Consider the following 23586-nt stretch of genomic DNA (forward strand, 5'->3'; position numbering starts at 1 on the left):
TATTGCTAAGGGGTCGCTCACTCAAGATACTGACCGTCATCCCATTGCTGAGACAACGCTTAATACTTTTGTGAACATTTGATAATTTAAGTAATCAAGAACCGAAGTTCCTGGCACTTCCATCAAACGCCCACACTTATCGACTGTTAATTTTTAAAGAACTTGGGCTCCCGCCGAGGGCGGTACTGCACTTTGCTGTCAGCGACAAATCGTTTTGTTTGTCAGCAGCAGAGGAAGAAGATTATGAAGCAATTTCTGATTCTCGTCAACTTCTTTTTTGCTACACCGCAGAGTCTGCGGCTTCTCGTTGCATCTTCAACTACTTGATTTCGTTGTCGTTTTTGCGAGGAGGCGAACTATAGCAAACGGCTGCGCAGTTGCGCAAGACCCTGCCGCGAACTATTTACAACAGCCAGTCGATCGGCAGAATCGACAGCACTTTTACGCCGGCACGCTTCCATACCGTGGTGCCCGGCTCCTGCTCATGGCGGCGGACCTTGCCATCCGTCTGCTCCAGCCAGTACAGCTTGCCGTCATCGTCCAGCCGCACTTCGTAGGCGGCGCCCGGAATGCTCTCATCGAGGGTGTGGCTCAGGCGCTGCGCCAGGGCCGGACTGTCGATGACGAAGCCCATCTCCGTATTCAGGTCGATCGAACGCCGGTCCATATTGAAGGAACCGACAAACACGCTGCGGCCATCGACGGCAAAGGTCTTGGCATGCAGGCTCGAAGCCGAACTACCGAAACGCCCACGTCCGCTCTCCGACAGTTCCGGTCCCCAGCGGCGCCGCAGTTCATATAGAGACACGCCAGCGCGCAGCAATGCATGGCGCCACTTGGCGTAGCCGGCATGCACTGCCGCGACGTCGGTCGCTTCGAGCGAGTTGGTCAGCACCCGCACCTTGGCGCCGTGCCCGGCGATATCGACCAGCCCCTGTGCCGCCCGCTTGCTCGGCACGAAATATGGCGACACGAGGTCGACCTCCCGCTTCGGCTCGCCCAGCAGCTTGCCGAGATCGACCACCATGCGCGCATCCGGCGGCGCCTGGCCCAGCACCTTGGCCGGATCGTCGCTCACCAGTTCGGTCCTGCTCCACTCCAGCGGCAGACGGCGCCCGGTGAGCTGTTCGACGAAGGGAGAGCTGCGCATCGCGTCCAGGTAACGCTGCGCTTCGGGGCCGGCACGCAACGCTGCCGCACGCGTAGCCAGCGCTGCAGCAGGTTCAGCCTCCGCTGCCTCGACCAGTGCGCTGACCGGATACGCCGAGGCGCTGTTCCAGTAGCGGTCGAAGTCCTGCGACACCTCCTGCACCACCGGGCCAACCGCCATCACGTCGAGATCGACGAACAGCATGTCGCCCGCCACGCCGAAGTACTCGTCACCGACATTGCGTCCGCCGACGATCGTCGCCTGGTTATCGGCCGTGAAGGATTTGTTGTGCATGCGCCGGTTCAGGCGGCTGAAGTCGGTCAGGTAGCCGAGACTGCGCCAGCTGCGCGCACCAAAGGGATTGAACAGACGGACCTCGACGTTCGGATCGCGGTCCAGCGCAGCCAGCACCGGATCGAGGCCGGCGGTATTGTTATCGTCGAGCAGAAGCCGGACCCGCACGCCGCGCGCGGCGGCGCTGCGCAATGCATCGAGCATCAAGGTGCCGGTGAGGTCGTTGCGCCATATATAGTACTGGACGTCGAGACTGCGCTCGGCGCCGCGCGCCAGCAGGACGCGGGCCGCAAACGCATCGCGCCCGTCGGACAAGGCGTGGATGCCGGAGCGGCCCGGATGTTCTGCAGCCAGCGGCGCGATCGCCTGGCCCAGCCGCGTATCCGCCGTATCGGACAGCGCCACGCTGGCCGTACGCTGTCCGATTGGTGGCAGCGCCGTGCAGCCGCAGCTCGTCGCTGCAGCAACTACAAGAATGCCGGCCCCAATCCGCAGCGCCAGGGCGCGCACCTTACATCCCTTCGAAATTCGCCTTGCGTTTCGCCAGGAAGGCGGACATGCCCTCCTTCTGCGCAGGGGTGCCGAAGGCGGCATGGAAGAAGCGGCGCTCGTAGCGCACGCCCTCGGTCAGCGTGGTCTCGAAGGCGCGGTTGACCGAATCCTTGATCGCCATCGCGACCGATACCGGCATCTCGGCGATGGTCTGGGCCACGGCCAGCGCCTCTTCCATCAGTTTATCGGCCGGGAAGATGCGCGACACCAGGCCGGTGCGCTCGGCCTCGGCGGCATCGATCATGCGCGAGGTCAGCAGCATGTCCATTGCCTTGGCCTTGCCGATCGTGCGCGGCAGGCGCTGGGTGCCGCCCGCCCCCGGCGTGACGCCGACCTTGATTTCAGGCTGGCCGAACCTGGCGCTGTCGGCGGCGATCAGGAAGTCGCACATCATCGCCAGTTCGCAGCCGCCGCCCAGGGCGTAGCCGGCCACCACGCCGACCACCGGTTTGCGCACGTTCAGGATGTGTTCCCAGTTGCGGCCGATGTAGTTGCCCGGGTAGGTGTCGGCATAGGTGTAATTCGCCATGGCCGCGATGTCGGCGCCCGCCGCGAAGACTTTTTCGCTGCCGGTCAGGACGATGACGTTCACGCCCGGGTCGGCATCGAACTTGTACAGGGCGTCGCCCAGTTCGTTCATCATGTTGTCGTTCAGCGCATTCATCGCCTTGGGGCGGTTCAGGCGAATCACGGCGACTTTGCCGTGGTTTTCGATCAGCAGGTCAGCGTATTCCATGGGGCACCTCTAATAATAGGGATTGATGTGCCCGAGATTGTAGCGTCTCCACGGCTGGGAAAGGCAGGTATCATTGCGATTCAAGCAAGCCGCATACGAGCCCGCCATCACTACCCTCCGCCAGACCCTCGGCCGATTCAGCAAAGACGGCCTGCTGCGCAGCAGCGACTTCCGCCGCCTTTGGCTGAGCAGTGCGCTCACCCAGTTCGGCTCTCAGATCACCCTGCTCGCGCTGCCGATCTGTGCGGTGCTGATGCTGCATGCCACGCCGGCGCAAATGGGCACGCTCGCCGCACTCGAGTCCCTGCCCTTCCTGTTGTTTGGCCTGCCCTCCGGCGTGCTGCTCGACCGCTGCCGGCGCCTGCCGATCATGATGTGCAGCGATGCGATGGTGGCGACCGCGCTGGCGAGCGTGCCGCTGGCCTGGTGGCTGGACGCGCTGACCATCCACTGGCTGTATGCGGTCGGCTTCGTGCTCGGTACCGGCCTGGTGGTCGGCGGCAGTGCCGAGCAGGTCTTTCTTACCTTCGTCGTCGGGCGCGAGCGGCTGGTCGACGCCCAGGCCAGGCTGGCCGGCACCGAATCGGCCGCGCGCCTGCTGGGGCCGGGCATGGCCGGCGCCATGGTCCAGTTGCTCGGCGCGCCGGTGGCAATCCTGTGCAATGTCGCCGGCTTTGTCGTCTCGCTGGCGAACCTGCGCCGCATCCGCGCGCGCGAAGCGCAGCCGGCGCCATCGAACGCGCATCCGCTGCAGGACATCCGCGAGGGCCTGGCCTTTGTCTGGCGCCAGCGCGTGCTGCGCACCCTGGCCTGGACTTCAGGCGCCTGGCACTTCCTGTTCTACGGCTACCTGGCGCTGCACGTGCTGTTCGCCACGCGCGTACTGAACCTGGCGCCTGGCGTGATGGGGACGGCGCAAATGCTGGGCGGTGCCGGCATCCTGGCCGGCTCGATCCTGGTCAAGCCGCTGTCGAAACGCTACGGCACCGGACGCGCGATCCTGGTCGGCCTGTGCGTGTCGGCACTGGGCTTTGCCTTGATGCCTGCGATTCCCGCCTCGCTGCTCCGCAGCACGCTGGCGACCGCCATCGCCTATGGCGGCGTGGTGTTCCTGCTCGATTGCGGCGCCACCCTGTTCTTCGTGCCCTACATCGCCCTGCGCCAGCGCGTCACGCCCGACGCGGTGCTGGGCCGGATGGTGGCGACGATGCGCTCGCTGACGGTGGCGAGCGCCCCGGTCGGTGCGCTGGCGGCGGGTGCGCTGGCCGAACGCTTCAGTGTGCGGACCGGGCTGGTGTGTATTGCGGCGGGGGCGATTGTGTTGGCAGTAGCGGCTGTGGCGGGGACGCGCTTACGCCATGTAAATGACTGAGGCCTTATTTAGGCAACAGCACCCACACATTCCCGCGCTGCTTCATCCTTCCCGCATACTCGGCCGCATTCCCGCCGAAGCCAAAGAAAAAGTCGGCCCGCACCGCGCCGCGGATGGCGCCGCCGGTGTCCTGCGCCATCATCAGGCGCTGGATCGGTGCGCTGGTGGTCGGGTGAGTCGTCGACAGGAATAGCGGCGCGCCCAGCGGCACCTGGGTCGGGTCGACCGCCACCGAACGCTCAGGGGTCAGCGGCACGCCGAGCGCGCCTTTCGGCCCGATTGTCGGATCCGGCAGGCGCTCTTCGCGGAAGAAGATATAGCTCGGGTTGACGTTCAGGAGTTCCTGGCGCCGCGCCGGGTTGGCCGCGATCCACGCCTTGATGCTCTGCGCCGAGACGCCGTCGGCCGGCAACTGCCCCTGCTCTACCAGCCAGCGCCCGATCACTTTATACGGATGGCCGTTCTGGTCGGCGAAGGCGATGCGCACCGTTTCGCCGCTCTCGTCGATGCGTACCCGGCCCGAACCCTGCACTTCCAGGAAAAAGGCTTCCACCGGATCGTCGACCCAGAGCAGCTCCTTGCCGCTCAAGGGCGCACGTTCGATCTCGGCGCGGGTGCTGTACGGGACCACGGTCTTGCCGACCAGGCGGCCGCGCAGGCGCATGTTCTTCAAGGTCGGGTAGGCGGCGGCCAGGTCGACGGTGATCAGATCGTCCGGCACCCGGTACAGCGGCGTCTGGAAGGCACCGCCGCGTTTGCGCGCACCGCGCAGCATCGGCTCGTAGTAGCCGGTGATCAGGCCGGTATCCGCACCGTCGGGCATACGCATCTGGTGCGGCACGAAATAGGTTTCGAAATGGCGCCGGATGGCGCCGCTGTCGCCGGCATCGACCGTGGACGTGGCGGCACAGGGCGCGCTCCACTGCGGTTTTTTCGCCAGCACGCGGCAGGATGCGAGATAGGCCGGCCAGGCCTGGCGCAGGTCGTCCTGCTGCCAGCCGGGCAGCGTATCGAACGAGACCGGTGTCATTGGCGCTACCGGTGGCGGCTTCGGCACGTCGGCCGGAATGCCGACCGGGCCGACCGGCGGCGGCATCACGATGTCGGGCCGCTGCGATGGTGCAGGCTGCGGTTTGGCCGGTGGCGCCGTTGGCGGCGTGCCGCAGGCAGTCAACAGCAGGGCCACCAGGGCGAGCGAAGCGGGTACACTGCGGCGTATCGTTTGCATAAGGACTGTCTATGTGGATCTTGATGCTGGAAGCGGGCGTGGCGCTGTTCCTGCTCGTGTTTATCGTCTGGTGGACGATGTTCCATGGCCGCCCGGAAGAGCGCAAACGGCCGCTGCGCGAAGAAAAGGACCAGCAGCCCGAGCCGCCGCGCGAACCCTGATCAGTGCAGCATGCTCGGCACCGTCAGTACGAACTCGGGAATCCTGACTTCGAAGCGGTGACCATCCTCGGCCACGCAGAAGTACTCGCCGTGCATCGAGCCCTGCGGCGTGGCCAGCGGCGTGCCGCTCGAATATTCGAACTGCTCGCCCGGTTTGAGCAGCGGCTGGTGCCCGACCACGCCCAGGCCCGCCACTTCCTGCGTGCGGTTGTTGGCGTCGGTGATGATCCAGTGGCGCGAAATCAGCTGTGCCGGCACTTCGCCGCTATTGACGATGGTGATCGTATAGGAAAACAGGTATTCGTCCTGGTCCGGCTTGCTCTGCTCAGCCAGGTACTTGGTGCGGACGGTAACGGTAAAATCGTAGGCAGCCATCGGCTTCCCTCTTTCTTATTGGTGGAGACGCATGTGCGTGATAAGGCATGATACCGCGCCACGCGGAATCCGGCTGCAAAGCGCGGGCTGCGCGCCCCAACCGCGGCCCGGCGTAAAATAGCGGCTTCACCCAACCGCACTGCAATCCCATGACCATCTACCGCATCGCTCCCAGCATCCTGTCCGCCGATTTCGCCCGCCTGGGCGAAGAAGTCCGCAACGTCGTCGAGGCAGGCGCCGACATCATCCACTTCGACGTGATGGACAACCATTACGTGCCGAACCTGACCATCGGCCCGCTGGTGTGCCAGGCGATCCGCCCGCATGTGCAGGTGCCGATCGACGTCCACCTGATGGTGAAACCGGTCGACCGCATCATTCCCGACTTCGCCAAGGCCGGCGCCAACATCATCACCTTCCACCCGGAAGCGTCCGAACACATCGACCGCACGCTGCAGCTGATCCGCGACCACGGCTGCAAAGCCGGCCTGGTGTTCAACCCGGGCACGCCGATGCACTACCTCGAGCACGTGATGGACAAGATCGACATGATCCTGATTATGTCGGTCAATCCGGGCTTCGGCGGCCAGTCCTTCATCCCCGAGGCGCTGAAGAAGATCGCGATCGCGCGCCGCCTGATCGATGAATCGGGCCGCGACATCATGCTGGAAGTGGACGGTGGCATCAAGGCCGAGAACATCGCAGCAGCAGCAGCTGCCGGCGCCGACACCTTCGTTGCCGGCTCGGCCATCTTCGGCAAGCCCGACTACAAGGCCGTGATCGACGCCATGCGCGCCGAACTGGCCACGGTCGGCAAGTAATGCGCGCCGCTTTCGGTAGCACGTCGGCGGCGATCAAGGCCGCCATCATCGACCTCGACGGCACCATGCTCGACACCGTGCCCGACTTTGAACTGGCCCTGAACGGCATGCGCGCCGAATTCGACCTCGCGCCGATCGGGCAGGACGTCATCCACCCGATGGTCGGCAAGGGTTCGGAAAAGCTGATCCGCGACGTGCTGGCGCTCGACTACGACGCGGCGCGCATCGATGCCGTGTTCGACGAGGCGATGGCGAACTACCAGCGCCATTACCTCGCCATCAACGGCCAGCGCAGCAGGCTGTACGAGGGCGTGATCGAAGGGCTGACGGCATTCAAGGAAATGGGCCTGCGCCTGGCCTGCGTGACCAACAAGCCGATCGCCTTCGCCACGCCGCTGCTGGCGCAGAAGGGTCTCGCGACGTTTTTCGAGCTGGTGTATGGCGGCGACTCGCTGCCGAAGAAAAAGCCCGATCCGCTGCCGCTGCTGCAGGTATGTGCGGACTTCGACCTGGCGCCGCCGCAGGTGGTCGCCATCGGCGACTCCTCGAACGATGCCGAGGCGGCGCGCGCGGCGCGTTGCTTCGTGCTCACGGTGCCATATGGTTATAACCACGGGAGGCCTGTGCAAAGCATCGATTCCGATGGTATAGTGAATTCGCTACTCGATGCCGCCGAGCGCGTTCGTGCGCACAACAGCAACGCTCAACTATACTGATTAACTGCACTTAAACCAACTCATCTATACATGTTCTTCACTCAAAAACACACCGCCGATCACACCCGCGCCCCCGAGGCCTGGCTGTGGCGACGCTGGCAATCCTGGGCCAACTGAACCCGCTTGATTGCTGCCGGCTGCACGCGCACCGGCAGGTTTTTTGAACCACCGCCGCCCATCTCCCTCCAACGTTGGCGGCCCGGAGAAGAACATGACCGAACTCGAATTCAAATCGCTGGCCAACCAGGGCTATAACCGCATTCCGCTGATCGCCGAAGCGTTCGCCGACCTGGAAACGCCGCTGACCCTGTACCTCAAGCTGGCGCAATCGCAAGACACCGGCAAGAACACCTTCCTGCTGGAGTCGGTCGTCGGCGGCGAGCGCTTCGGGCGCTATTCCTTCATCGGCCTGCCGGCCAGGACCCTGCTGCGCAGCAGCGGCAACCTGACCGAAATCGTCACGGACGGCGTCGTCGTCGAGACCCACGAGGGCAATCCGCTCGACTTCATCGAAACGTACCAGGCGCGCTTCAAGGTCGCGCTGCGTCCGGGCATGCCGCGCTTCTGCGGCGGCCTGGCCGGCTACTTCGGCTACGACACGGTGCGCCACATCGAGCGCAAGCTGGCGAACAAGGCGCCGCAGGACACGCTCGGCCTGCCCGACATCCAGCTGATGGTGACCGAAGAACTGGCCGTCATCGACAACCTGTCGGGCAAGCTGTACCTGATCGTGTATGCCGACACAAGCAAGCCCGAAGCGTTCTCGAAAGCGCGCCAGCGGCTGAAGGACCTGCGCGTGATGCTGCGCCGTAGCGTCGATGCGCCGGTGACGACGGCTTCGGTACGCACGGATGCGGTGCGCGAATTCAGCAAGGAAGACTACCTGAAGGCGGTGGCGAAGGCCCACGAATACGTGATGGCCGGCGACCTGATGCAGGTGCAGATCGGCCAGCGCATCCGCAAGCCCTACGTCGATTCGCCGCTGTCGCTGTACCGCTCGCTGCGTTCGCTGAACCCGAGCCCGTACATGTACTACTATAATTTCGGCGACATGCAGATCGTCGGCGCCTCGCCCGAGATCCTGGTGCGCAACGAGACGTCGACTGCCGGCGAACGCAAGGTCACGCTGCGCCCGATTGCCGGCACCCGCCCGCGCGGCGCCACGCCGGAACGCGATGCCGAACTGGCGGCAGAGCTGTTGGCCGATCCGAAAGAGATCGCCGAGCACGTGATGCTGATCGACCTGGCACGCAACGATATCGGCCGCATCGCCGATACCGGTAGCGTGAAGGTGACGGACCGCATGGTCATCGAAAAATACTCGCACGTGCAGCACATCGTCTCGAACGTCGAGGGCGCGCTGAAGGAAGGCATGTCCAACCTGGACGTGCTGCGCGCCACCTTCCCGGCCGGGACGCTCACCGGCGCGCCGAAGGTGCGCGCCATGGAAGTGATCGATGAGCTGGAACTGACGAAGCGCGGCATCTACGGCGGCGCCTGCGGCTACCTCTCCTTTGGCGGCGAGATGGACGTGGCGATCGCGATCCGCACCGGCGTGATCAAGGACGGCAACCTCTACGTGCAGGCCGCTGCCGGCATCGTCGCCGACTCGATTCCCGAGATGGAATGGCAGGAAACCGAAGCCAAGGCGCGCGCCGTGCTGCGCGCGGCCGAGCAGGTGCAAGACGGACTGGATGGAGAGATTTGACATGCTGCTGATGATCGACAATTACGATTCCTTCACCTACAACATCGTCCAGTATTTCGGCGAACTCGGTGAAGACGTGCGCACGGTGCGCAACGACGAAATCTCGCTGGGCGACATCGACCGGATGCACCCCGAGCGCATCTGCATTTCGCCGGGCCCGAAAGCACCGGTCGACGCCGGCATCTCGGTCGACGTGCTCAAGGAATTCCAGGGCAAGCTGCCGATCCTCGGCGTCTGCCTCGGCCACCAGGCCATCGGCGAAGCGTTCGGCGGCAAGATCGTGCGCGCCAAGCAGGTCATGCACGGCAAGACCTCGCTGATCGCGCACACCGGCGAAGGCGTCTTCAAGGGATTACCGAGCCCCTTCACCGTGATCCGCTACCACTCGCTGGCGATCGAGCGCGCTTCGCTGCCGAGCTGCCTCGAAGTGACCGCCTGGACCGACGACGGCGAAATCATGGGCGTGCGCCACAAGGAGTTCGACATCCAGGGCGTGCAGTTCCACCCGGAGTCGATCCTCTCCGAACACGGCCACGCGCTGCTGAAAAACTTCCTCGAAGGCTGAACGTCGTTCGCTCCTCGATCATCCATACTGGAACGCCCATGAAGATCACCCCACAAGAAGCGCTGCTGCGCTGTATCGAACACCGCGAGATCTTCCACGACGAGATGCTGCACCTGTTCCGCCAGATCATGTCGGGCGAAGTGTCGCCGACCATGGTGGCGGCGCTGACGGTCGGCCTGCGCGTGAAGAAGGAAACCATCGGCGAGATCACCGCCGCCGCGCAAGTCATGCGCGAGTTCTCGACCAAGGTGCCGATGGCCGACACCACCCATTTGCTCGACATCGTCGGCACCGGCGGCGACGGCGCGAATACCTTCAATATCTCGAGCGCCTCGATGTTCGTGGCCGCCGCCGCCGGCGCGCGCGTGGCCAAGCATGGCGGGCGCAGCGTCTCGTCCTCCTCGGGCAGCGCCGACCTGATCGAAGCGCTGGGCGCCCACATCGACTTGAAACCCGAGCAGATCGCGCAATCGATCGCGCAGACCGGCATCGGCTTCATGTTCGCACCGAACCACCATGCGGCCATGCGCCACGTGGCGCCGGTGCGGCGCGAACTGGGCGTGCGCAGCATCTTCAATATTCTCGGGCCGCTGACCAATCCGGCCGGCGCGCCGAACATCCTGATGGGCGTGTTCCACCCCGACCTGGTCGGCATCCAGGTGCGCGTGCTGCAGCGCCTCGGCGCCCAGCATGCGATGGTGGTCTGGGGCCGCGACAACATGGACGAAGTCTCGCTCGGCGCCGGTACCCTGGTCGGCGAACTGGTGAACGGCGAGATCCGCGAATACGAAATCCACCCGGAAGACTTCGGCCTGCAGATGATCGCCAGCCGCAACCTGAAAGTGGCGAACACCGAGGAATCGAAGCTGCGCGTGATGGAAGCGCTGCGCGGCGAAGCGGGCGCGGCCACCGACATCGTGGCACTGAACGCCGGCACCGCGCTGTATGCGGCGGGCGTGGCATCGTCGATCGAGGATGGCCTGGCGCGCGCACGTTTGACCATCGCGTCCGGCGCGGCCATGGCCAAGCTCGAACAATTCGTGAACGTCACGCGCCAGCTGGGCGCGGGCGCATAAGGTAGCCATGTCCGACATCCTGAACAAGATCCTGGCCGTCAAAGCCGACGAAGTGGCGGCCGCCAAACGCCACCGCGATATCGCCAGCCTGCGCCGCGAGGTCGAAACCGACGCCGCCCTGCGCGCCGGCGTCCGCGGCTTCGAGGCGAGCCTGCGCAAACACATCGCCGCCGGCCGCGCCGGCGTGATCGCCGAAGTCAAAAAGGCGTCGCCGTCGAAAGGCGTGCTGCGCGCGGATTTCCGTCCGGCGGACATCGCGGAGAGCTATGCCGAAGGCGGCGCTGCCTGCCTGTCGGTACTGACCGACGTGAACTTTTTCCAGGGCAGCGTCGAGTACCTGAAGCAGGCGCGTGCAGCCGTCGACCTGCCCGTGATCCGCAAGGATTTTATTGTCGACATGTACCAGGTGTACGAAGCGCGAGCCATGGGCGCCGATGCGATCCTGTTGATCGTCTCCGCGCTCGACCATGGCCTGATGGCGGAGCTGGAAGCCTGTGCCCAGGAACTTGGCATGGATGTGCTGGTCGAAGTACATGACGGTGATGAGTTGACCGCGGCGCTTCGGTTGAAAACCCCGCTGGTCGGCATCAACAACCGCAACCTGCGCACCTTCGAGGTTTCGCTGGAGACGACCATCGGCCTGCTGCCGCGCATCGGCAGCGAGCGGCTGGTCGTGACCGAGTCGGGAATCATGGTGCCGGACGACGTACGGCGCATGCGCGAAGCGAACGTGCACGCGTTCCTGGTGGGCGAAGCCTTCATGCGTGCGGCCAGCCCTGGCGACGAACTTCGACGATTATTCAACTAACATGATCACTTCCATCCGCACCCGGGCCGCTCTCCTCCTTCTACTGGCAGCCCTGGGCGGATGCAGCACGGTCCAGCCCGTCGCTTCCACGGCCAAGCGCCTCGTCGCCGCCATTCTTCCTGCTCCCAAAACTGTCGCCCCGGTGGCGCCGCCATCGCGCACGCTCGATGCCTACAAGGCCGAAGTGGCGCAGCACGTCATGCGCGCCAACAGCGGCCAGACCTTCAGCGGACGCCTGCCGCCGATGCTGCCGGCAATCGTGGTCGTGAACATCACGGTGGGCGAGGATGGCGAATTGCAGGATGTCGCGGTGCAGCGCTCGCGCGATCCGGATGCGTCCGAGGTGGCGCTGGCGTCGATGCGGCGCACCGGGCGCTTGCCGCCGCCGGTCAATTTGCTGGCGACGCATACGCGGGCGCTGACGTTTTCGGAGACCTTCTTGTTCGATCACCAGTACCGGTTTCAGTTGCGGTCGCTGGCGGGGCCGCAGTGACGGGTTTTCAATCGGTGCGGCAAATGGCGATCGTCGGGTATGTCGGGATACGAAACGGCGGGCATGCCTGCCCTACGTTTATTCGTTCACCGTAGGGCGGGCATGCCCGCCTTCATACATTGAATCAACCGCACCGCCCTACCGCGCCATCACATTCAACACCGCCAGACTCATCGCCTGCGCCGCCGTCTTGATCGACGGTTCCGGGACCGGCGCATAAAACGGCGAATGGTTGAACGCGATCGGCTTGCCGCCTTCGCGCGCCGCTTCTTCGACCACCTGCGGGTCGTACACGCCGGTAAAGAAGAACATCGACGGTACGCCCTGGTTCACGAACTGCGAAAAATCCTCGCTCGCCGTCATCGCCGGCATGCGCTGGGCGTTGGCCTCGCCGAAGGCATCCTTGAACACCGCCTCGGTGTTGGTGACCAGCGCTTCGCTGTTGACGATCGCGGCGCCGCCACTGATCAGCTGCACGTCCGGCGCCGGGGCGCCCGCCATCGCCGCGGAGGCATTCGCCACACGGCGCACGCCGTCCAGTAACTTTGCCCGCACGGCCGGGCTGTAGGAGCGGATGGTGCCGCGCACCTGCACGCTGTCGGGGATGATGTTGCCGACCGTGCCGCCCTGGATCGCGCCGATCGTCACCACGCCGAATTCCTTCGGATCCTTTTCACGCGAGACCACCGTCTGCACGTCGACGACGAAGCGCGCGGCAATCGTGATCGGGTCGAGCGATTTGTCGGGCGCCGAGCCATGGCCGCCGCGTCCCTTGAACACGATCTCGATCGCATCGGAGTTCGACGACACCGCGCCCGTGTTGTAGCCGACCGTGCCGTGCGCCAGCGGCCAGGAATGCAGCGCAAAAGCATAATCCGGCTTCGGGAAGCGGGTGAACAGGCCGTCGTCCAGCATCGCTTTCGCGCCCGACACGGTTTCCTCGGCCGGCTGGGCGATGAAGACCAGGGTGCCCTGCCACTGGGTTTTCAACTCTACCAGCGTGCGCGCGGCGCCGAGCCAGCTCGCCATGTGGATGTCGTGGCCGCAGCTGTGGGTGACAAAACTCTCGCGCCCGTCGCTGGTGGCTTTCGCGCGGCTGGCGTAGGGCAAACCGGTCTTTTCCTCCATCGGCAAGCCATCGAGTTCGGTACGCACCAGCACCGTCGGCCCGGCGCCATTTTTATAGACGGCGACCACGCCGGTCTTGCCGACCTTTTCCGTGACCTGGAAACCGAGCTTGCGCATTTCGCCGGCCAGCTTGCCCGCGGTGCGCACTTCCTGGAAGGCGATCTCGGGATACGCGTGCAGGTCTTTATACACCGTATCGAGCCAGGGATACATGCCGTTGACGCGCGTCGCGACATCGTTTTTCACGGGTGCGGGAAGCTGGGCCAGGGCCGGCAAGGTGGCAAGACCCGCAAGGGCGAGGATGGCTGCGGCAAGCTGTTTCAATGAAGACCTCTTCTGAAAACGGATGGAAATCAGGCTGCGCTCGGACGCGGCAGCGCCGACGACTTCTTGCCGGCCACCGCCTGCGACAGCGTGACGCCCGGCACCCGGTCGCCCTGCAGCGTGACCTCGAAGGCCATCAATTCGTCGCGGCGGAAGGCGTGCAGCGTCACCTTGTCGCCCACGCGGTAGCGCGCCAGCAGCGCTTCGACGTTGGACGGGTTGCCGTTCACGCGCAAGCCGTCGATCGCGATCACGACGTCGAGCGCCGACAGGCCGCCCTGGTGCGCCGCACCGCCTTCGTGCACCTGCGTCAGCCTGGCGCCGAGCGGGTCGCGGCCGATGCCGGCGTCGAGCGACGGCTTGCCGCTCTTGCGCTCGTCGACCAGTTTTATGCCGAACGGTGCAAACAGTTTCGCCAGCGGCAGGTCGTCGGTGCCGCGCACGAATTTGTCGAACAGGTTGCGCAGTTTCAGGCCGCTGACTTCGTCGAACAGCGCTTCCACCTCCGCTTCGGTGACGCCGCGCCCGACGCTCGGGTAGAAATCGCGCCCGTAGCGCTGCCACAGCGCGCGCATGACGTCGTCCAGCGTCTTCGCGCCGCCGGTCTTCGCGCGGATCGTCAGGTCGAATGCCAGCGCGATCAGCGAACCCTTGCTGTAATAGCTGATGATCGCGTTCGGCGAATTCTCGTCCTGGCGGTAGTACTTGCTCCAGGCATCGAAGCTCGAATCGGCCACGCTCTGCTTCAGGCGCCCGCTGCCGCGCAGCACGCTGCCGACCGTTTTACCGAGCAGCTTGAAATAGGTCGGCTCGCCGATGATCCCGGCGCGCACCAGCATCAGGTCGTCGTAATAGCTGGTAAAGCCTTCGAAGAGCCACAGCAGCGGCGTGTAGTTCTCCACTTGCAGATCGTAGGGCGCGAACACGGCCGGCTTGATGCGCTTGACGTTCCAGGTGTGGAAGTACTCGTGGCTGCACAGTCCCAAGAATTTCAGGTAGCCCTCGCCCGGCTCGCCCGGCTGCGGCGTGGCGCTGCACGGCAGGTCGCCACGGGCGCAGATCAGGGCCGTCGAGGCGCGGTGTTCCAGGCCGCCGTAACCGTCGCCGACCGCCATCGTCATGAACACGTAGCGCTCGACCGGTGCACGGTTGGTCTCCGGCTCGAACAGCGTGATTTGCGCTTCGCAGATGGCTTTCAGGTCAGCCTGCAGGCGCGCCATGTCGAGATTCGGCACGCGCCCGGTGACGACGATGTCGTGCGGGATGCCGTGCGCCTTGAAACTGGCCAATGCGAAGTCGCCCATCTCCACCGGATGGTCGATCAACTCGTCGTAGTTGGCGGCCACATAGGTGCCGAAGCCGTAGCGCTTGGCGCCCAGTTCCTTCATCGCGGTGGCTACGCGCCAGGTCTTGGCCAGCGCATCGCCCGGTCGCTGGATGTCGACTTCATGGGCGCCCGCTTCCTGGCCGAGCACGCGCAGGAACACGCTGGTGCCGTTGAAGAAGCCGTGGGTCTGGTCGAGGTGGGCGGCGCGCACCGACAGGTCCCAGGCATAGACTTCGTAGTGCAGCGTCAGCGCCGTGTCGACGGGCGCCGCGCGCCACGAATGTTTGTCCAGCTTGGTGAGCGCGACGGTGGCGCCGTTCGACTCGGCGCGGATGCGCACAATATTGCGCGCGAACTCGCGGATCATGTAGCTGCCCGGGATCCAGGCCGGCAGCGCGAACACCTGCCCGTCCGGCGCTGGCGCCGGCACGGTGACGGTCACGTTGAACAGATGGCCGGCCAGGTCTTTCGGCACGATGGTGTAGTGGATCGCGGGCTGCTTTTTCTGGGCTGGTTTTTTCATGGTGGCGAAGTGAGTCGGGCGATTCTCGTAGTGTAACGGATTCGTACAGACTGACTCCAGCCACGGCGGGTAGCCGTTCCATGTGCAGCAGGCCGTAGGGTGGACGGCTCCACCCGGCACCATGATCAGACGCGGCTGCGACGCCGCCCACGCGTTCAACCCACGTACGCATCGTCGCGCGGTTTCGGGAGCCGCTTGAACGCGTGGGCGGCGCCAGCGTCAACGATGATCAGCCATCAGGGTGGAGCCGACCACCCTACTGGACGGTAAGCGTGCAGCTCGACGTAAGGTGGGCGGCTCCACCCGGCACCATGATCAGACGCGGCTTCGACGCCGCCCACGCGTTCAACGCACGTACGCATCGTCGCGCGGTTTCGGGAGCCGCTTGAACGCGTGGGCGGCGCCACAGTCAACGATGATCAGCCAACAGGGTGGAGCCGACCACGCTACGTTAAATCGTCAGGCGTATCGATATCGCGCAGGATGCCAGGATCATCCACCGCGACTTCCACCACCGGCGCCGACTTGAGCAAGGCACGCGCCCCATGCTCGCCCTGCAGCGCCAGCAGCGCCGGCAGGTGCACCGCCCCGAACGCCACCGGATTACCGCGCCGCGCGGCGAACACGGGTGCGGCAATGTCAGCGCCCTCCTCCAGCGCGGCGAGCAGTATGCGCAAGGTGGCAGGCGCCACATACGGCATGTCGCCCAGCGCCACCAGCCAGGCATCGGCCTGCGGCAGCGAATGCGTAATCGCCCGCACCAGCGAGGCGGCCATGCCGCTGTCGGCTTGCCCGCACAGCGTGACTTCACAGCCGAGTGCGGACAATGCAGCGGCCACGCCGCCATCCTGCGGCGGCACCACGGCGATTACACGGGGAAGAACGGAGAGGAGATTGCGCGCGCTGGCCACCACCACCGGTTCGCCGGATGCGAGCGGTTGCAGCAGCTTGTTGCGCGCGCCGAGCGGATCGAAGCGGCGCCCGCGGCCCGCCGCCAGCAGGATGCCGACCGCGTTCATGCGCGGGCGTTCAGCAGGACCATGTTCAGCTGGACGACGCAGGGTGGCTTACTTGATCGAGCCCAGCTTCGCTTCCAGTCCGGCCAGGTCGACCGCGCCCGGGATGCGGGTGCCGTCGGTGAAGAAGATCGCCGGCGTGCCCTGGATCTTGAGTTTCTGGCCCAGTTCGACGATCTTCTGGTTCGGGGTCTCGCAGTTGGGCGTCGTCGGCGGCACTTTACCGTTGATCATCCAGTCGTCCCAGGCCTTGACCCGGTCCGGCGCGCACCAGATGTTCTTCGACTTCGTGAACGAATCCTCGGACAGGATGTTGTACATGAAGGTGTAGATGGTGACGTTGTCGATTTCCTTGAGCGTGGTCTGGCGCAGGCGCTTGCAGTAACCGCAGTTCGGGTCTTCGAAGACGGCGATCACGCGCTTGCCGTCGCCCTTCACCTGCTTCAGCGCGGAGGCCAGCGGCAGGTCGGAGAACTTGATCTTGTTGAGGTCGTCGACGCGCGCCTTGGTGATGTTGCGCGAGGTTTTCGCCTCGTAGACCTGGCCGATGAACAGGTAGTCGCCCTTCTTGTCCGCATACAGGATGTCGCCGCCGATGCGCAGTTCGTACAGGCCGCCGTACGGGGTTTCAGTGATCGAATCGATCTTGGCGCCGCCCAGGCGCGGCTCGATGTTCTTGCGGATATTCGCTTCGACCGTATTCTCGGCCCCTACGCACGACGCCATCAGGCCGGTCGCCGCCAGCACGGCGATCTTGGTTTTCAACATTACTTATGATTCCCTAAAAAATTACTGACCAATGGCGTGCGCCATCAGGCGGCGCTTAATGAAAGGCAACTTATCGAGCAAGTTTAATCCCAAATTGCGGGCAACGCGCAAAGGCTCGAGGTTGGCACCGAACAAGCGCTCGAGTCCGTCGGTGGCCAGTTGCATTAACAACACATCTTCCTTGCGTGCCCGTGCATAGCGCGCCAAAACCCGCTCGTCGCCGATGGCGCGGTGCTCTTCGCGTTCCGCCACCACGCGCAGCAGATCGTTGATGTCGCCGAAGCCCAGGTTCATGCCGTGACCGGCCAGTGGGTGCACGGCGTGGGCGGCGTCGCCGATCAAGGCCACGTGCGGCGCCGTCAGCGCATGCGGGCGCACCAGCGCCAGCGGCACCGCTTTCACCGCCTCCGGCTGCAGCGGACGCAGGGTGCCGAGCGCCGCGTCGGCGTATTCGCACAGGCGCACCGCGAGTTCGCCCATCGATTCTTCCATCAGGGTCGCGGCCAGGGTTTCCGGCGCCGACCAGACCAGCGACACCCGGTTGCCCGGCAACGGCAGCAGCGCGATGACGCCGTCGCTGCAGGTGAACCACTGGTGGGCGACGCCGTGGTGCGGCTTTTCGCAGGAAAAATTGGTGACGATGGCTTTCTGGTGATACGAACGGTAATCGATCCCGATGTCGCACTGCCCGCGCACCCAGGAATCGCGGCCGTCGGCGCCGACGACCAGCTTCGCATCGATGCGGCGGCCATCGTCCAGTTCGACCGCCGCGCCTTCCGGCCCGCAGGCCAGGCGCTTGCCGCAACCCTTGACGATCTCGACCTTGTGGGCGAACTTCAGCGCCGCGTCGAGTGCCCCATTCAAATTGCTGTCCTCGACGATCCAGGCCAGCGCCCCGGTGTGCGCCCCGAAGGCATCGAAGCCGAGGCTGCCGCCGTTCTTGCCGTCGCCATTGACCGCCATCGCATCGACCGGCGCCACCCTGTCCGCGTCGAGCGCATCCCACACCTTCAGCGACGCCAGCAGGTTGCGCGCCGTGTGGTTCAGTGCGTACACGCGCACGTCCCACTGGCGTTCGCCGCCGCTGACGGCGACCGGACTGTCGGTCTGGTTGGCGGGAACCAGCAGCGTGACGCTGTGCCCGGCCTGGGCGAAGCCGAGCGCCGCCGTCTTGGCGATGGCGCCATTGCCGACGATGCAGACGTCGCTGCGGTGCTGTGCGGAGGAGGAAATTGGGGTCGTCATGCCAGGCATTATAGCGGCATGTTCAAAGCGCACTTCAGGCGCCGCGAACGCAGCCTGCGAAGAAAGTTGCAGCCGGGACTTGCGGAGCCGCCGCCGGCTGGCTATAATCGTGCCTCTCTTGGCCTGGTAGCTCAGTTGGTAGAGCAGAGGATTGAAAATCCTTGTGTCGGTGGTTCGATTCCGCCCCGGGCCACCAAGAATTCAGCAGTACAGCAAAGCGCCACCTTCGGGTGGCGTTTTTGTTGTTGGCCTGCTCTTTTATTCGAAGTAATACCCTCACCCTGCCGGCCGCGCAGCGGTCGCTCTCACCACCACCTCATGGCTGACGGTGGTACTGCGTCCCTCGCGGTCCACCACCGTCGCCGTGACCGTGTACGTGCCCGGCGCATGAAAACTGTGGCTGGCGCTCGCGCTGCCAATGCCGCTGCGTTCATTGATCGTGCGCGCCGGCCCGCCGCTGCCGTCGCCCCACGACCAGTCGACACTGCGCGTGCCGGTCCGGTCGTCATCGATGAAGCCCACGCTGGCTTGCAGCGGCACCCCGACCCTGGCGCTGCGTGGCGCCACGATCGGACCAAGGACATGCCCGCTGCCGCGTCCATGATCCGGCCTGAGCAGGACCAATCCCGCATTCGAGCTGGCCACGATCGCGCCGCCGTCGCCGATCGCCAGCGCGTGGTCCAGCACCAGGCCGGGCGGCGCATGGCGCAGGAAGCGGTTCAGGTCGAGCATGCCGCTGTCCGCACGCCACACAAAGGCGCGCATGGCGCCGGCCCTGTCCTCGGCATAGCCGACGATCTGGCCGGCAGCATTGACGGCCCGCGCGACCGACGACCTGCCGCCCAGCGTGCCGAGTTCGCGCATGCCGGTACGGCGCGTCCATGACATGGCGCGATGGCGGCCATCCGGAAAACCGATGCCACCGGCGATATGCAGCCCGGGCGTCATCGCGCTCACCCAGGCCGTGCTGCCGCGGCCGATCCCGAGGTCCACCATCCCGCCGGCGCTCGTCCACAAGAACGGACGATCGCCGCCGTCCTCCAGCGACGCCAGGCGATTGCCGGCCACCTCGCCCTGCGCGCCGACCGCCACCGGCGTCGACTCGACGCTGCCCAGCGTGTCGATGTCGACCATGCCGCGTGCGCGCGTCCAGGCGAACACGCGTGTCGTTTCGTCGTCGATCGTGCCGACGCCAGCGATCAGGCCGGCATCGTTGAGTATCCTGCCGGCAGAAGGCACGGGTGCGCCGGACCCCGGGCCCAGGTCTTCCAGCCCGCTGGCGAGGCTCCAGCGAAACGCGCGATCTGCACCGTCCGCCGAACGGCTGAACGCGCCGGTGACGACGCCGCGGTTGTTGATCGCCATGCCATATGAGCGGCCCTGGCCCGGTTGGGCGACAAGGTCGAGCATGCCGCCACCCACGCTCCAGACAAAGGCGCTCTCGACGCCCTTGCCGTTCAGCGCGGTGCCGGCAATCTGTCCCGCGTCGTTCAGCCCGGCCACGCGGACAGTAGCGCCGCCCGGCCCGGCGATATTCCTGACGCTCTTGCCGTCATAGAAAAAACCGGACGTACGCCCGCCCATCACCAGCGAATACGCCACCTGCCCGCTGGCGTTGATGGCCGGGTAAGCGGCGATCGTGCCCGGACCGAGGTTGATCACGCGGTAGCTTGTGTGCCGGCTGTCGTATCCACCAGTCGCCTGCCCGGACGCCGGCAGCGCGGCCGCCCCACTCACCGCTCCCAACCACAGCATCACAACCGGCAAGAACCTGTGCGACAGCCGCCGTATGCTGTCAGCCGACACATTGTTTTCTAATGCAAATCGCATGGAGTCTCCATTGAAGGACAAGAACCCGCATCTGTCACCATTGACGGTGTCAGGGTCGTTGTCGAAAAAAGGGCTCAATCATGCGTGGCGAATGGCGCGCACAGTAGCGCTCAGCCCGGAATTGCGCCGACGCTTGTGCTGGACCAATGAATCCTGCATTGCCGGGATCGCCGATTTGCGCGCCTGCGACGCTTTTTTGAATACTGGCAATAAGCGCCTTGCCAAAGGCCTGCCATGGAGCGTGACTTGACTTTCCCATTGCGCGCACTAGGCTCAAAGGATCGACACGCCGTGGCATGCGCGTCCGCGATTGCCGGCGGGCCGACGCACGAGGAGGCTGCCATGAATGCACAGGACAACAAGCGGATCGTGATCGAAGGCTACCAACTATTCCAGGCCGGAGATATTCCCCATCTGCTGGAGCGCTATCACGACGACGCACTCTGGATCGAACCCGACGCAGAATACGTTCCTTTCGCCGGCCGCCACAACGGCAAGGCCGAGATCGCCCGGTTTTTCCAGACACTCGACGCCGAGGCGCAGGCGTTGCGCTTCGAGCCGAAGGAATTCATTGCCGAAGGCGACAAGGTGGTCGTTACCGGCGAAGCGACCTGGCTGTGCAAGCAGACCGGGCGCAGCTACGACAGCCCGTGGGTGCATGTGTTCACGCTGCGCGACGGCAAGGTGGCCAAGTTCGAGAGCTTCCAGGATACCGCCGCGGGCGAGCGGGCATTCCGGCCAGACCAGCCGGGGCAGGCGGTAGCCGGGACGCCGATGCACCATTGAGGGAACGACGCCCCTACTCCCACATTTACTTGGTTACGACCTTCAACTGCTTGACGTCGAAACTCGATTCGCCGAACGTCTCCTTGTCGAACTCGCCGGTCAGCTCGACCAGGGTGTTGTGGTCGATGGTGACGCCGGCCGGGAAGTGCTTGGCGTCGATCTCGACCGTGATCTTGCCGCTGGCGTCGGCGAATTCGTAGTCTTCGCCGCCCTTGTGGCTGAGCAGCTTGCCTTGCAGGCGCGCGTACTGGTCGTCCTTGCCGCTGTCGAGCAGGGCCTTGGCGGTCATCAGCGGCACGCTGGTTGGGCCGGCGTATCCAGCCGAGTTCGCTGCCGACGGTGCCGCCTTGTTCGATGGGCCCGTGTAGCCGGTGGGCTGGGCGATGGCGAAGGCCGAGGCGGCGACGAGGGTGGCGATGGAGGAAATCTGGAAGAAGCGTTTCATGGTCGATCCTTTGTCTTGATGAGTGGATGGCCGCATGGATGTCAGCCGGCACAGACACATTAGACCGGCCGGACATTAATGCGATCTTAAGAAGCACCCGCCAGCGGCCAGTCGAGCGTCACCCCCAGCCCGCGCCCGTCCAGGCCGGGGCCGAAGCCGAGGGCGATGCCGTGCAGGTCGGCGATGCGCTGGACGATCGACAAACCGAGTCCACTGCCGCCCTCTTCCTGCCCCAGCACCCGGAAGAAACGTTCGGTCAGGCGCCGGCGGCTGGCGGCGTCGACGCCGGGGCCGTCGTCGCGCACGGCGATCCGGTCGCGGCCGGCATGACGCTCGGCGACGATCTCGACCCGGCTGCCGGCGGGGCAATAGCGCAGCGCGTTGCCGAGCAGGTTGCGCAGCACGATGCCGAGCATGTGCGGGTCGGCCACGACCGCGTCGAGCGCGCAGCGCAGCGACAGCGCGATGCCGCGTTGCGCCGCCTCGGCGGCGTACTCACCCTGCAACTGTTCGAATAGCGGCGGCAGCGCCACCGCCTGCCGGCCCAGTTGCGTGCGCGCCAGCGGATCGAGGCGCGCCAGCGTCAGGAGGCTGTCGACCAGCGCCGTCAGGCGCGCGATGTCCTGGCGCAGCTTCTGGAAGGAAGTGGCCAGGGCCGGATGCTGGCGCTGCAGCAGCTGCACGTGCATGTGCAGCCCGGCCAGTGGCGTGCGCAGTTCGTGGGCGGCGTCGGCGGTAAAGCGGCGCTCGGCCTGCAAGGCGGTGTCGAGGCGCACGAAGACATCGTTGAGGGCGCCGACGATGGGCAGCAGTTCGCGCGGCTGGCCGGCGGTCGCCACCTGCGCCAGGTCATCCGGGGTCTTGGCGCCGATGGCGGCGGCGGTGCGGCGCAGCGGTGTCAGCACCCGCCCGATCAGCCACCAGCAGACCAGCGCCAGCAGCGCGAGAAAACCGAGCGCCGGCAGCCACAATATGTCGGCCAGCTCTTCCAGGATATCGAAGCGCTTGTCGGCTTGCTGGCCGACCTGCACCTCGAAGCGGCGCGCCTCGTCGCGCACGACGAAGACGCGCCAGCGGTCGCCGTCGACGTCGAGATCGGTGAAGCCGCTGTCGTCGTCAAAGCTGCCGACGAACGGAGACGATGGCGCGCCCGCGCTGCGCTGGAGCACGCGGCCGGCGGCGACCACTTGGTATTGCATGTCGACCTTGCGCACGTGCTCTCCGCGCTCGGTCGGCAAGGGCGCCAGCAGGCCGCGCGCGTCGAGGTCGGTGGTGGCCGCCATCAGCATGTACGCCGACTCTTCGAGCGCATCGTCGAACACCTCGCCGGTTTCCTGCCAGGCGATTACGGTCAACGTGCCCAGGCTGCCCAGCCACAGCACGGTACTGGCGGCGAGGATGGCGGCGAGCAGGCGCCGCCGCAGCGACCAGGGACGCGCCGCGTCAGCCTGCGTCATCTTGTTTCAAGCGATAGCCGAGCCCGCGCACGGTGACGATGCTGTCGCTGCCGAATTTCTTGCGCAGATTGTGGATATAGACTTCGATGGCATTGCTTTCGACCTCGTCGCCCCAGCCATATAAACTTTCCTCGATCTGGGCGCGGGTGACGATGCCGTTCTTGCGCAGCAAGAGCGCGTACAGCACGTGGTATTCGCGGCTGGTGAGTGCCACCGGTTCGCCGTGCAGGCTGGCCTGGCGCGTCTCGAGGTCGAGCGCGATGCCGGCGTGCGTCAGCGCATTGCTGGCCTGGCTGGCGCCGCGGCGCACGGCGGCACGGATGCGCGCTGACATCTCTTCGAGTTCGAATGGTTTGACCAGGTAATCGTCGGCACCCAGGTCGAGCCCTTCGACGCGGTCGGCCAGCGCATTGAAGGCAGTGATCAGGATCACCGGCACCGTGTTGCCGGCCGTGCGCAGGGCGGCCAGTAATGCGTCGCCGGACAGGCCGGGCAAGCCGCGGTCGAGCAGCACGCAATCGTAATGGTGAGTCGCCAGGGCAGTTTGCGCCGAATCGCCGCGGCGCACCCAGTCGACCGCGTGGCCGTCCAGGCGCAGCCAGGCGTGGATGGTGTCGCCGAGGGAGGTGTCGTCTTCGACCAGCAGGATGCGCATGAGGATGTTGTATGTGGCGGTCAGAAG

At 65.4% G+C, this 23586-nt stretch carries 24 protein-coding genes and 1 tRNA gene; 12 read left to right on the forward strand and 13 right to left on the reverse strand.

The genetic code is table 11. From position 1 onward, the window contains the following. Positions 1 to 403: 403 nt before the first annotated feature. Both AC56LG_RS19440 and AC56LG_RS19445 read right to left on the reverse strand, forming a co-directional pair. Entirely contained in the window at positions 404 to 1954 is a 1551-nt protein-coding gene (locus AC56LG_RS19440) for a phospholipase D family protein (RefSeq protein WP_497167717.1), read from the reverse strand. Between the two features lies 1 nt (position 1955). Then, positions 1956 to 2732, reverse strand: a complete 777-nt coding sequence (locus AC56LG_RS19445) for an enoyl-CoA hydratase (RefSeq protein WP_497167718.1) — start codon at positions 2730 to 2732, stop codon at positions 1956 to 1958. Positions 2733 to 2805: 73 nt separating this feature from the next. On the opposite strand from AC56LG_RS19445, the gene AC56LG_RS19450 reads away from it, so the two are divergent. Continuing rightward, a complete protein-coding gene (locus AC56LG_RS19450; protein ID WP_497167719.1) occupies positions 2806 to 4104 on the forward strand; it encodes an MFS transporter in 1299 nt (432 codons plus the stop codon). Positions 4105 to 4108: 4 nt separating this feature from the next. On the opposite strand, the gene mltA is transcribed toward AC56LG_RS19450, so the two are convergent. Beyond that, entirely contained in the window at positions 4109 to 5332 is a 1224-nt protein-coding gene (gene mltA / locus AC56LG_RS19455) for a murein transglycosylase A (protein ID WP_497167720.1), read from the reverse strand. 11 nt (positions 5333 to 5343) lie between these two features. Between mltA and AC56LG_RS19460 the strand changes: the two genes are divergently transcribed. Further along, positions 5344 to 5493: a hypothetical protein gene (locus tag AC56LG_RS19460; RefSeq protein ID WP_497167721.1), complete on the forward strand. Its 150-nt coding sequence runs from the start codon at positions 5344 to 5346 to the stop codon at positions 5491 to 5493. Here AC56LG_RS19460 and apaG read toward each other — a convergent pair whose 3' ends face one another. Further along, complete coding sequence (gene apaG, locus AC56LG_RS19465; RefSeq protein ID WP_497167722.1) at positions 5494 to 5868, reverse strand: Co2+/Mg2+ efflux facilitator ApaG/CorD; 375 nt, start codon at positions 5866 to 5868, stop codon at positions 5494 to 5496. It lies immediately after the preceding gene. 149 nt (positions 5869 to 6017) lie between these two features. Here apaG and rpe point away from each other — a divergent pair, with 149 nt between their 5' ends. The 7 genes from rpe (at position 6018) to AC56LG_RS19500 (ending at position 12055) form a co-directional block, all read left to right on the forward strand. Next, the gene (gene rpe / locus AC56LG_RS19470; RefSeq protein ID WP_497167723.1) at positions 6018 to 6689 is read left to right on the forward strand and encodes a ribulose-phosphate 3-epimerase; all 672 of its coding nucleotides are present in this window, start codon (positions 6018 to 6020) and stop codon (positions 6687 to 6689) included. Continuing rightward, complete coding sequence (locus AC56LG_RS19475) at positions 6689 to 7405, forward strand: phosphoglycolate phosphatase (protein ID WP_497167724.1); 717 nt, start codon at positions 6689 to 6691, stop codon at positions 7403 to 7405. Before rpe ends, AC56LG_RS19475 begins: the two co-directional genes overlap by 1 nt. Positions 7406 to 7616: 211 nt before the next feature. After that, positions 7617 to 9113, forward strand: coding sequence for an anthranilate synthase component I (gene trpE / locus AC56LG_RS19480; protein ID WP_497167725.1), 1497 nt, complete (start codon positions 7617 to 7619; stop codon positions 9111 to 9113). Position 9114: 1 nt separating this feature from the next. Further along, complete coding sequence (locus AC56LG_RS19485; RefSeq protein ID WP_497167726.1) at positions 9115 to 9678, forward strand: anthranilate synthase component II; 564 nt, start codon at positions 9115 to 9117, stop codon at positions 9676 to 9678. 38 nt (positions 9679 to 9716) lie between these two features. Beyond that, positions 9717 to 10754: an anthranilate phosphoribosyltransferase gene (gene trpD / locus AC56LG_RS19490; protein WP_497167727.1), complete on the forward strand. Its 1038-nt coding sequence runs from the start codon at positions 9717 to 9719 to the stop codon at positions 10752 to 10754. Positions 10755 to 10761: 7 nt separating this feature from the next. Next, positions 10762 to 11562: an indole-3-glycerol phosphate synthase TrpC gene (gene trpC / locus AC56LG_RS19495; RefSeq protein ID WP_497167728.1), complete on the forward strand. Its 801-nt coding sequence runs from the start codon at positions 10762 to 10764 to the stop codon at positions 11560 to 11562. A 1-nt stretch (position 11563) separates the two neighbouring features. Next, on the forward strand, positions 11564 to 12055 hold the full coding sequence (locus tag AC56LG_RS19500; protein ID WP_497167729.1) for a hypothetical protein: 492 nt from the start codon (positions 11564 to 11566) through the stop codon (positions 12053 to 12055). A 138-nt stretch (positions 12056 to 12193) separates the two neighbouring features. Here the strand turns inward: AC56LG_RS19500 and AC56LG_RS19505 are convergent, their stop codons facing one another. From AC56LG_RS19505 to AC56LG_RS19525, 5 genes are all read right to left on the reverse strand, one after another. Beyond that, the gene (locus tag AC56LG_RS19505) at positions 12194 to 13507 is read right to left on the reverse strand and encodes an amidohydrolase (RefSeq protein WP_497167730.1); all 1314 of its coding nucleotides are present in this window, start codon (positions 13505 to 13507) and stop codon (positions 12194 to 12196) included. 29 nt (positions 13508 to 13536) lie between these two features. Next, the gene (locus AC56LG_RS19510) at positions 13537 to 15357 is read right to left on the reverse strand and encodes a M61 family metallopeptidase (protein WP_497167731.1); all 1821 of its coding nucleotides are present in this window, start codon (positions 15355 to 15357) and stop codon (positions 13537 to 13539) included. A 446-nt stretch (positions 15358 to 15803) separates the two neighbouring features. Further along, a complete protein-coding gene (locus AC56LG_RS19515; RefSeq protein WP_497167732.1) occupies positions 15804 to 16376 on the reverse strand; it encodes a nucleotidyltransferase family protein in 573 nt (190 codons plus the stop codon). 48 nt (positions 16377 to 16424) lie between these two features. After that, a complete protein-coding gene (locus AC56LG_RS19520; protein WP_497167733.1) occupies positions 16425 to 17141 on the reverse strand; it encodes a DsbC family protein in 717 nt (238 codons plus the stop codon). 21 nt (positions 17142 to 17162) lie between these two features. Continuing rightward, complete coding sequence (locus AC56LG_RS19525) at positions 17163 to 18386, reverse strand: FAD-dependent monooxygenase (protein WP_497167734.1); 1224 nt, start codon at positions 18384 to 18386, stop codon at positions 17163 to 17165. A 120-nt stretch (positions 18387 to 18506) separates the two neighbouring features. Between AC56LG_RS19525 and AC56LG_RS19530 the strand changes: the two genes are divergently transcribed. Next, positions 18507 to 18582: transfer RNA gene (locus AC56LG_RS19530), tRNA-Phe, on the forward strand. A gap of 80 nt (positions 18583 to 18662) precedes the next feature. Here AC56LG_RS19530 and AC56LG_RS19535 read toward each other — a convergent pair. Beyond that, positions 18663 to 20216 (reverse strand): PKD domain-containing protein, encoded by a 1554-nt coding sequence (locus AC56LG_RS19535; RefSeq protein ID WP_497167735.1) that lies wholly within the window; start codon positions 20214 to 20216, stop codon positions 18663 to 18665. Between the two features lie 10 nt (positions 20217 to 20226). Here AC56LG_RS19535 and AC56LG_RS19540 point away from each other — a divergent pair, with 10 nt between their 5' ends. Together AC56LG_RS19540 and AC56LG_RS19545 are read left to right on the forward strand one after the other, a co-directional pair. Beyond that, the gene (locus AC56LG_RS19540) at positions 20227 to 20466 is read left to right on the forward strand and encodes a hypothetical protein (RefSeq protein WP_497167736.1); all 240 of its coding nucleotides are present in this window, start codon (positions 20227 to 20229) and stop codon (positions 20464 to 20466) included. A 92-nt stretch (positions 20467 to 20558) separates the two neighbouring features. Continuing rightward, entirely contained in the window at positions 20559 to 21002 is a 444-nt protein-coding gene (locus tag AC56LG_RS19545) for a nuclear transport factor 2 family protein (RefSeq protein ID WP_497167737.1), read from the forward strand. Between the two features lie 25 nt (positions 21003 to 21027). Here the strand turns inward: AC56LG_RS19545 and AC56LG_RS19550 are convergent, their stop codons facing one another. From AC56LG_RS19550 to AC56LG_RS19560, 3 genes are all read right to left on the reverse strand, one after another. Next, positions 21028 to 21447 (reverse strand): YgiW/YdeI family stress tolerance OB fold protein, encoded by a 420-nt coding sequence (locus tag AC56LG_RS19550; protein WP_497167738.1) that lies wholly within the window; start codon positions 21445 to 21447, stop codon positions 21028 to 21030. Positions 21448 to 21533: 86 nt separating this feature from the next. Then, positions 21534 to 22904, reverse strand: a complete 1371-nt coding sequence (locus AC56LG_RS19555) for an ATP-binding protein (RefSeq protein WP_497167739.1) — start codon at positions 22902 to 22904, stop codon at positions 21534 to 21536. Further along, complete coding sequence (locus AC56LG_RS19560; protein ID WP_497167740.1) at positions 22891 to 23559, reverse strand: response regulator; 669 nt, start codon at positions 23557 to 23559, stop codon at positions 22891 to 22893. Before AC56LG_RS19560 ends, AC56LG_RS19555 begins: the two co-directional genes overlap by 14 nt. Between the last annotated feature and the right edge of the window lie 27 nt (positions 23560 to 23586).

The organism is Telluria sp. ZB2R32, assembly GCF_059685715.1.

Bases quoted from the DNA above. Each gene is read 5' to 3' on its own strand.
- AC56LG_RS19560 (WP_497167740.1), bottom strand. From the start codon at position 23,559: ATGCGCATCCTGCTGGTCGAAGACGACACCTCCCTCGGCGACACCATC.
- mltA (WP_497167720.1), bottom strand. From the start codon at position 5,332: ATGCAAACGATACGCCGCAGTGTACCCGCTTCGCTCGCCCTGGTGGCC.
- AC56LG_RS19510 (WP_497167731.1), bottom strand. From the start codon at position 15,357: ATGAAAAAACCAGCCCAGAAAAAGCAGCCCGCGATCCACTACACCATC.
- apaG (WP_497167722.1), bottom strand. From the start codon at position 5,868: ATGGCTGCCTACGATTTTACCGTTACCGTCCGCACCAAGTACCTGGCT.
- AC56LG_RS19545 (WP_497167737.1), top strand. From the start codon at position 20,559: ATGAATGCACAGGACAACAAGCGGATCGTGATCGAAGGCTACCAACTA.
- trpE (WP_497167725.1), top strand. From the start codon at position 7,617: ATGACCGAACTCGAATTCAAATCGCTGGCCAACCAGGGCTATAACCGC.
- AC56LG_RS19525 (WP_497167734.1), bottom strand. From the start codon at position 18,386: ATGACGACCCCAATTTCCTCCTCCGCACAGCACCGCAGCGACGTCTGC.
- AC56LG_RS19485 (WP_497167726.1), top strand. From the start codon at position 9,115: ATGCTGCTGATGATCGACAATTACGATTCCTTCACCTACAACATCGTC.
- AC56LG_RS19555 (WP_497167739.1), bottom strand. From the start codon at position 22,904: ATGACGCAGGCTGACGCGGCGCGTCCCTGGTCGCTGCGGCGGCGCCTG.
- AC56LG_RS19445 (WP_497167718.1), bottom strand. From the start codon at position 2,732: ATGGAATACGCTGACCTGCTGATCGAAAACCACGGCAAAGTCGCCGTG.
- trpD (WP_497167727.1), top strand. From the start codon at position 9,717: ATGAAGATCACCCCACAAGAAGCGCTGCTGCGCTGTATCGAACACCGC.
- AC56LG_RS19520 (WP_497167733.1), bottom strand. From the start codon at position 17,141: ATGTTGAAAACCAAGATCGCCGTGCTGGCGGCGACCGGCCTGATGGCG.
- AC56LG_RS19515 (WP_497167732.1), bottom strand. From the start codon at position 16,376: ATGAACGCGGTCGGCATCCTGCTGGCGGCGGGCCGCGGGCGCCGCTTC.
- AC56LG_RS19460 (WP_497167721.1), top strand. From the start codon at position 5,344: ATGTGGATCTTGATGCTGGAAGCGGGCGTGGCGCTGTTCCTGCTCGTG.
- AC56LG_RS19550 (WP_497167738.1), bottom strand. From the start codon at position 21,447: ATGAAACGCTTCTTCCAGATTTCCTCCATCGCCACCCTCGTCGCCGCC.
- AC56LG_RS19500 (WP_497167729.1), top strand. From the start codon at position 11,564: ATGATCACTTCCATCCGCACCCGGGCCGCTCTCCTCCTTCTACTGGCA.
- AC56LG_RS19475 (WP_497167724.1), top strand. From the start codon at position 6,689: ATGCGCGCCGCTTTCGGTAGCACGTCGGCGGCGATCAAGGCCGCCATC.
- AC56LG_RS19535 (WP_497167735.1), bottom strand. From the start codon at position 20,216: ATGCGATTTGCATTAGAAAACAATGTGTCGGCTGACAGCATACGGCGG.
- trpC (WP_497167728.1), top strand. From the start codon at position 10,762: ATGTCCGACATCCTGAACAAGATCCTGGCCGTCAAAGCCGACGAAGTG.
- rpe (WP_497167723.1), top strand. From the start codon at position 6,018: ATGACCATCTACCGCATCGCTCCCAGCATCCTGTCCGCCGATTTCGCC.